At 76.2% G+C, this 3,818-nt stretch carries 4 protein-coding genes; 3 read left to right on the forward strand and 1 reads right to left on the reverse strand.

Going from position 1 to position 3,818, the window contains the following annotated elements; all coding sequences use genetic code 11:
• Positions 1 to 49: 49 nt before the first annotated feature.
• The 3 genes from L7D48_RS27165 to L7D48_RS27175 all read left to right on the forward strand — a co-directional run bounded on the left by L7D48_RS27165 (position 50) and on the right by L7D48_RS27175 (position 3,229).
• Positions 50 to 1,030, forward strand: coding sequence for an RluA family pseudouridine synthase (locus L7D48_RS27165; protein WP_237883492.1), 981 nt, complete (start codon positions 50 to 52; stop codon positions 1,028 to 1,030).
• A gap of 81 nt (positions 1,031 to 1,111) precedes the next feature.
• Positions 1,112 to 1,801, forward strand: a complete 690-nt coding sequence (locus tag L7D48_RS27170) for an HAD family hydrolase (protein ID WP_237883493.1) — start codon at positions 1,112 to 1,114, stop codon at positions 1,799 to 1,801.
• A 225-nt stretch (positions 1,802 to 2,026) separates the two neighbouring features.
• Positions 2,027 to 3,229 carry a polyprenyl synthetase family protein gene (locus tag L7D48_RS27175; RefSeq protein ID WP_237883494.1) on the forward strand — a complete coding sequence of 401 codons (1,203 nt, stop codon included), beginning with the start codon at positions 2,027 to 2,029 and terminating at the stop codon, positions 3,227 to 3,229.
• Positions 3,230 to 3,236: 7 nt separating this feature from the next.
• Here L7D48_RS27175 and L7D48_RS27180 read toward each other — a convergent pair.
• Positions 3,237 to 3,818: acetoacetate decarboxylase family protein (locus tag L7D48_RS27180; protein ID WP_237883496.1), on the reverse strand; the 582-nt coding region annotated here is incomplete at its 5' end.

Below are 3,818 nucleotides of genomic sequence, written 5' to 3' on the forward strand. Positions count from 1 at the left end.
GCCCGGCCGCCCCGGCCCCGCAGAGGCACGGCACTAGGCTTGCCCCGAGATGAGACGCAGACGCCCCGTGCCGCCCTCCCCCCTGCCGCAGCGCCGCGGGATCGACCCAGTCCGCCTCAGACTGCCCGAGGAAGGCCGCTGGGAGACGGTCCGCGACCACCTGGTCGACCGGCTGCCCGCGGTGGAACCGGCCCTGATCGACGCCATGCTGGGCGGGGGAGAGGTCTGGGGCACGGACGGTCCGGTGGATCCCGGCGCCCCGTACCGGCCGGGGGCCTACCTGTGGTTCCACCGGGAGCTGCCCGAGGAGGTGCCGGTGCCGTACGCGGTGGAGGTGCTGTACCGCGACGACGTCCTGGTCGTCGCGGACAAGCCGCACTTCCTGGCCACCACACCGCGGGGCCGGCACGTCACCGAGACCGCGCTGGCCCGGCTCCGCCGCGACCTGGGGCTGCCCCGGCTCAGCCCGGCGCACCGGCTGGACCGGCTCACCGCAGGAGTGGTGATGTTCACCGTCCGCCCCGAGCACCGCGCCGCCTACCAGGGCCTCTTCCAGGACCGGCGGGTGCGCAAGGAGTACGAGGCCGTGGCCCCCCACGACCCGGGTCTGGAGCTGCCGCGCACGGTGCGCAGCAGGATCGTCAAGGAACGCGGGGTCATCGCCGCGCGGGAGGTGCCGGGGGAGCCCGACAGCGTCAGCCGCGTCGAGCTGACCGGGCACCGCGGCGGACTCGGCCGCTACCGGCTGGTGCCGCTGACCGGCCGCACCCACCAGCTGCGCCTGCACATGAGTTCCCTGGGCGTGCCCATACTGGGCGACCCGGTCTATCCGACGGTCACCGACCCCGCTCCGGACGACTTCGGCCGCCCTCTCCAACTACTGGCCAGATCACTGGAGTTCACCGACCCGATCACCGGCCGCGCGCGCCGCTTCACCAGCCGCCGCACGCTGTCCGCCTGGGACTCCCACCGGGAGTGGGCCGCCGGCGACGGACCCCGGGGGGCGGACAGCGCACATCCGTCCGGGTGATCGCACGTCCCGTGACCGGGGAGTTCCGACCGCGGCCGGGAAGACGGTCCCGGAAGGCGAACCGGCGGAAAGGGGCTGCGGATGAGCGGCGACGGAACGGGAAGGGCCGTGCTCTTCGACGTGGACGGCACTCTGGTGGACACCACCTACCTGCACACCGTGGCCTGGTGGGAGGCGCTGCGGCAGGCGGGCCGCCGGGTGCCGATGTCGGTGATCCACCGGACCATCGGCATGGGCAGCGACCAACTCCTCGCCCGGTTCCTCGGTGAGGACCGGGATCCGGAGGAGGCCGCCGCCGTCAGCGCCGCCCACCACACCCTGTACGCCGAGTACTGGCCGCGGCTGGCCCCGCTGGACGGAGCCGCCGAACTGCTGAGGGCCTGCGCCGACCGCGGCTGGACGGTCGTTCTGGCCAGCTCCGCGCGCGGCGACGAACTGGAGGCGATGCGGCGCGCGGTGGGCGCGGACGAGGCGGTGACCGCCGCGACCAGTTCCGACGACGTGGAGGCCAGCAAGCCCGCGCCCGACCTGGTGCGCTCCGCGCTCGACCAGGCGCGGGCCACCCCGGACCGGGCCGTCTTCGTCGGCGACACCGTGTGGGACGTGGCGGCGTGCGAGCGGGCGGGTGTGCCCTGCGTGGGCGTGCTCTCGGGCGGCATCACCCGGCGGGAGCTGGAGGAGGCGGGCGCGGCGGAGGTCTACGAGAACCCCGCGGACCTGCTGGCCCACCTCGACGCCAGCCTGCTCGCCCGCCACTCCCGCGGCGGCTGAGCCCCGCCGGCTTCCCGCTCCCGCTTCCCGGCCTCCGGCTTCCCGGGGAGGCCGCCGGAGGTTCCCCGCGGCCGGGGAAGGGCACCCGTCCGCCACTGCCCGGTGCCCCGGACCCGGCGACGAGGAGGACCGCGATGCCCGCCGACCGTACCCCGTCCGCGTCCCACCCGGCGTGTCGCTCCCGCCTCTCCGCCGGGCCGGACACGACCCCGTGCGAGGCGCCCGATGGCCACGACCGGTCCCGGCGCTCCCGGCGGTGACGACCCCGCCGGCGGCCGCGAGCGGCCGCCGGCGGAACCGGCCCGGGGCACCCGCCCCCGCCCGGACCGCGGCGGGTCCGCGGGGCCCGGCGACGAGTTCCGGCACGGCCTGGAGGAGACCCTGCGGCGCTACACCGGCCGCAGGTGCGAGGAGGCCGGCGGCCTCGACGGCCTCTTCCGCGCCCGGCTGGCCCGCGAGGTCGCGCGGTTCACGCTGCACGGGGGCAAACGGAGGCGGGCCGCCTTCCTGTGGTGGGGCTGGCGCGCAGCCGGCGGGCGGCCGGGGGACGGCGACGAGGCCACCGCCCTCCGGCTCGCCGGAGCCCTGGAACTGCTCCAGACCTGTGCGCTGGTCCACGACGACCTGATGGACGACTCCGCGCTGCGCCGCGGCCGCCCGGCCCTCCACGTCGAACTCGCCCGCCGCCACCGGCACGACGGGATGCTCGGCAGTCCCGAAGCCTACGGAGCGTCGATGGCGACCCTCGCCGGAGACCTCGCGCTGGCCTGGGCCGACGACATGTTCGCCGAGGCCCTGCCGGAGGGACCGGCCGGGCGGCGGGTGCGGGAGCCGTGGCACGCGATGCGCACGGAGATGGTGGCCGGCCAGTTCCTCGATCTGCACACCCAGGCGGAAGGAGGCTTCTCGGCGCCGGCGGCGCTGCGCGTGGCCCACCTCAAAAGCGCCCTCTACACCGCCGAGCGTCCCCTCCAACTGGGCGCGGCCCTGCGCGGGGCGGCACCCGAACTCGTCGGCGCGCTGCGCTTCGCGGGCCGGCGGGCGGGGCTGGCCTTCCAGCTCCGCGACGACATCCTCGGCGTCTTCGGCGACCCGCGGCGAACGGGCAAACCCGCGGGCGACGACGTACGGGAGGGCAAGAACACCTATCCGGCGGCCCTCGCTCTGGCCCGTGCCGAGGCGCTCGGCGACACCGAGGCCCTCGCCGTCCTGCGCGGGAGTCTGGGCGACCGGACACTGACCCCCCAGCGGCTCGCCCGTTTCCGCGAGGTCCTGACCGGGCTGGGGGTGCGGGCGGCCGTGGAGAGGCGGATCGAGCGGCTGAGCGCGCTCGCCCTGGACAGGATCGACCAGACCTGCGGCGATCCCGCCGTCCGGCGGGGGCTGGCCGACCTGGTGCGGGCGGCGGCGGGCACGCGGCCGCCGTGACCGGCGGTCAGCAGCGCACCGGCCCGGGGACGGTCATGCGGAAGGGGCGTACCGCCAGCGAGAACCGGGCGGTGGTGCGCTCCAGGGGCGGAAGCCGCTCCGACCACGAGGTGACCGCCACCTTCTCCAGGCGAGGGGATCCCACCAGACGGCCCGGAACGAACAGCCGCCGCCCGGCCGGGCCGGAGAAGCCCGGCAGGGGCATCGGGAACGCCGGGAGCCGGAGCCTTCCCGGACGGAAGGCCAGAGAGGCGACCGGGCCCTCGTGGTCGGTGACGTGCACCGAGCGGTCCGTCCAGGTGAACGAGGCGAGTTGCTTGGGCAGGCCCCAGATCTCCCGGCCCCCCCGCACCGAGGCGGCGTCGTCGACCCAGATGCGGTCGATCAGCAGCCCGGCGCGGCGGCCGCGCCGCACCAGGGGCCCCATGGCCAGTTCGTCGTAGACGAGAGTGCCCTCCCGGTACCGGACGAGCCCGACCGCCAGCAGGGAGGCACAGATCAACGGGCGGAGGTCCGGCGGGACGGGCAGCCGTCCGCGTACCGGCAGGAGCGCCACCCACAGGTGCCCCCGGAAGGCCCAGGGGGCGGG

This window comes from Streptomyces sp. ICN903, from assembly GCF_022015835.1.
In the GTDB taxonomy this organism is placed as follows: domain Bacteria; phylum Actinomycetota; class Actinomycetes; order Streptomycetales; family Streptomycetaceae; genus Streptomyces; species Streptomyces fenghuangensis.